The organism is Mesorhizobium sp. M7A.F.Ca.CA.002.15.2.1 (assembly GCF_003998715.1).
Classification (GTDB): Bacteria; Pseudomonadota; Alphaproteobacteria; order Rhizobiales; family Rhizobiaceae; genus Mesorhizobium; species Mesorhizobium ciceri.
This window is the reverse complement of the sequence record NZ_RZPI01000761.1, coordinates 1-2,499: the sequence shown is the minus strand read 5'-3', so window position 1 is coordinate 2,499 and position 2,499 is coordinate 1. Positions and strand designations below refer to the sequence as shown.

The window sequence follows — 2,499 nt, the reverse complement described above, 5'->3', positions numbered from 1 at the left end:
GTCGGTGACGGTGTCGCGCACGGCGTTGAAGAAACGCGCGCAGCCATGCATGTGCCGCCACCGCTCATAGATGATGCCCTTGGGGTTGGAGCGGATGAAGAAGAACTTTTCGAAATCGTCGTCGCTCTCGCCGGCCATATTGGCCGAGCGCGCGATATGCGCCTCGCCGGCGTTGCGGAACTCGAGTTCCGGACGCTCTTCCTCGCAATAGGGGCAGCGGATGAGAAGCATTTGTTCGTTCCTACAATTCGCCGTGGCCGACGCGGGCGCCCGCCGGTTGATCGCAAAGCTTCTGTCCCAGGGTCGCGAACGGCGCGACGAGCCGGATGCGTTCCTCCACGCTTGCAGCGGGACGAAACAGATCGCGCGACGCCATGTTGCCGAGAGTGAGTTGCATCGGATCGGTGGTGACGATGACTTGACGCGGCTGGAATGTCTCGTCTTCGTCAAGCCCTTCGGGACGTCCCTCGAAGAACATCACCACCCGCTGGCCGCCGCTCCAGACGCAGGCCAGCGTGCCGTCGTCGACCGAAAACGGCCAGACGGTCTCGTTGCCGGTGCGGCTGATCGGTTGCGTGCGCACTTCGTCAGCCGACGGAAAATGGAACATGCCCCGTTCCCCCGCCAGCACGTGTTCCCCCGCCAGAATCAGCGGCATCGCGACAGCCATCCCAGCCATCATCAGTGCGCCACCGCCGCCGCCGCCGCCTCGTCGATGAGCCGGCCGGTGCGGAAGCGCTCGATGGTGAAGGGCGCATTGATCGGATGCGGATCGTCTTTGGCGATGGTGTGGGCAAAGACATGGCCCGAGCCCGGCGTCGCCTTGAAGCCGCCCGTGCCCCAGCCACAATTGACATAAAGCCCGGGCACCGGCGTCTTGGCCAGGATCGGCGAGCGGTCGGGCGTGACGTCGACGATGCCGCCCCACGAGCGCAGCATCTTCATGCGCGTGAAGATCGGGAACATCTCGCAGATGGCGTCCAGCGTGTGCTGCAATATGTGCAGGCCGCCGGTCTGCGAATAGGAGACATACTGGTCGGTGCCGGCGCCGATCACCAGCTCGCCCTTGTCGGACTGCGAGATATAGGCGTGCACCGTGTTCGACATGACCACGCAGGGCACCACCGGCTTGACCGGTTCCGACACCAGCGCCTGCAATGGATAACTCTCCAGCGGCATGCGCACGCCGGCCATGTTCATGATCACTGAGGAATGGCCGGCGGCAACGACGCCGACCTTCTTGGCACCGATGAAGCCGCGCGTCGTGTCGACGCCCAAAACCGCGCCATTGGCCGCCCGCTTGACCCCGGTGACCTCGCAATTCTGAATGATATGGACGCCGCGCGCCGAGGCGCCGCGCGCATAGCCCCAGGCAACCGCATCGTGGCGCGCCGTGCCGCCGCGCCGCTGCAGCGCCGCACCGACCACCGGATAGCGCGCATCCCTGGAGGTGTTGAGCGGCGGGCAGAATTCCTTCGCCTGCTCCGGCGTCAGCCACTCATTGTCGATACCGTTCAGCCGGTTGGCGTGCACGTGGCGCTTCAGCACCTGCACGTCGTGCACATTGTGCGCGAGCATCATGACGCCGCGCGCCGAATACATGACGTTGTAGTTGAGCTCCTGGCTCAGCCCATCCCACAGCTTCAGTGCATGGTCGTAGATGCCGGCGCTCTCGTCATAGAGATAGTTGGAGCGGATGATGGTGGTGTTGCGGCCTGTGTTGCCGCCGCCGAGCCAGCCCCTTTCCAGCACCGCGACATTGGTGATGCCGTGAACCGTGGCGAGGTAATAGGCGGTGGCCAGGCCATGGCCGCCGGCGCCGACGATGATGACGTCGTATTCTTTCCTGGGCTCAGGCGAGGACCACTGTTCTTCCCAGCCCTTGTGGCCGCGCATGGCTTCACGGGCGATGGCGAATACCGAATATTTCTTCAACGTCCCAACCTCGCCCCAAAAAGGCTTCGCGAATGGCGGCCGGCGTTCAGTCGGTCCCGGCGCGCGAGGTGTATCACTAGCGAAACAGCGCTTCCACCCTTGCGCTGTTTGCGACGGCGCTTGCCGTTTTGCGCCGTGGTGAAAAAGACGCATCCGGCGCGTCGGCGCTTTCCAGCATCTTGGCGGGTATCGGGTGGCTCGCCTGGCCTCGATCTGCGACCAAGCATCCCAACTGCCGGTCAAGCCGGCGCGAAGAAAAGGATGCAAAAATGTTCGCACTCGCAAACAAGATCGCCATCGTCACCGGCGCCAGTTCCGGCATCGGCCGCGCCACGGCAAAACTCTTCGCGGAGGAAGGCGCCAAGGTCATCGTCGCCGCCCGCCGCCAGGCCGAGCTCGACGCGCTTGTCGCCGAAATCGCGGATGCCGATGGCATCGCCATCGCGCTTGCCGGCGATGTCCGCGACGAAGCCTACGCAAAGGCCCTTGTCGATCTGGCGGTCGAAAAATTCGGCGGGCTCGACATCGCCTTCAACAATGCCGGCGCTGTCGGCCTGATGGGAC

4 protein-coding genes are annotated in these 2,499 nt (G+C 64.3%); 1 reads left to right on the top strand and 3 read right to left on the bottom strand.

Annotated elements, in window-relative coordinates; genetic code table 11:
* The 3 genes from ENZ74_RS28880 to ENZ74_RS28870 form a co-directional block, all read right to left on the bottom strand.
* On the bottom strand, positions 1-231 hold a 231-nt coding region (locus ENZ74_RS28880), incomplete at its 3' end, for a sarcosine oxidase subunit delta (protein ID WP_127313183.1).
* Between the two features lie 10 nt (positions 232-241).
* A complete protein-coding gene (locus tag ENZ74_RS28875; protein ID WP_013529657.1) occupies positions 242-682 on the bottom strand; it encodes a hypothetical protein in 441 nt (146 codons plus the stop codon).
* Positions 682-1,935: a sarcosine oxidase subunit beta gene (locus ENZ74_RS28870; RefSeq protein WP_063168974.1), complete on the bottom strand. Its 1,254-nt coding sequence runs from the start codon at positions 1,933-1,935 to the stop codon at positions 682-684. The genes ENZ74_RS28875 and ENZ74_RS28870 overlap by 1 nt, the downstream gene beginning before the upstream one ends.
* A gap of 269 nt (positions 1,936-2,204) precedes the next feature.
* On the opposite strand from ENZ74_RS28870, the gene ENZ74_RS28865 reads away from it, so the two are divergent.
* On the top strand, positions 2,205-2,499 hold a 295-nt coding region (locus ENZ74_RS28865), incomplete at its 3' end, for an SDR family NAD(P)-dependent oxidoreductase (protein ID WP_127313182.1).

What these genes read in the sequence shown, in the direction of transcription:
- ENZ74_RS28875 (WP_013529657.1), bottom strand. Translation starts at nt 682, where the DNA reads ATGATGGCTGGGATGGCTGTCGCGATGCCGCTGATTCTGGCGGGGGAA.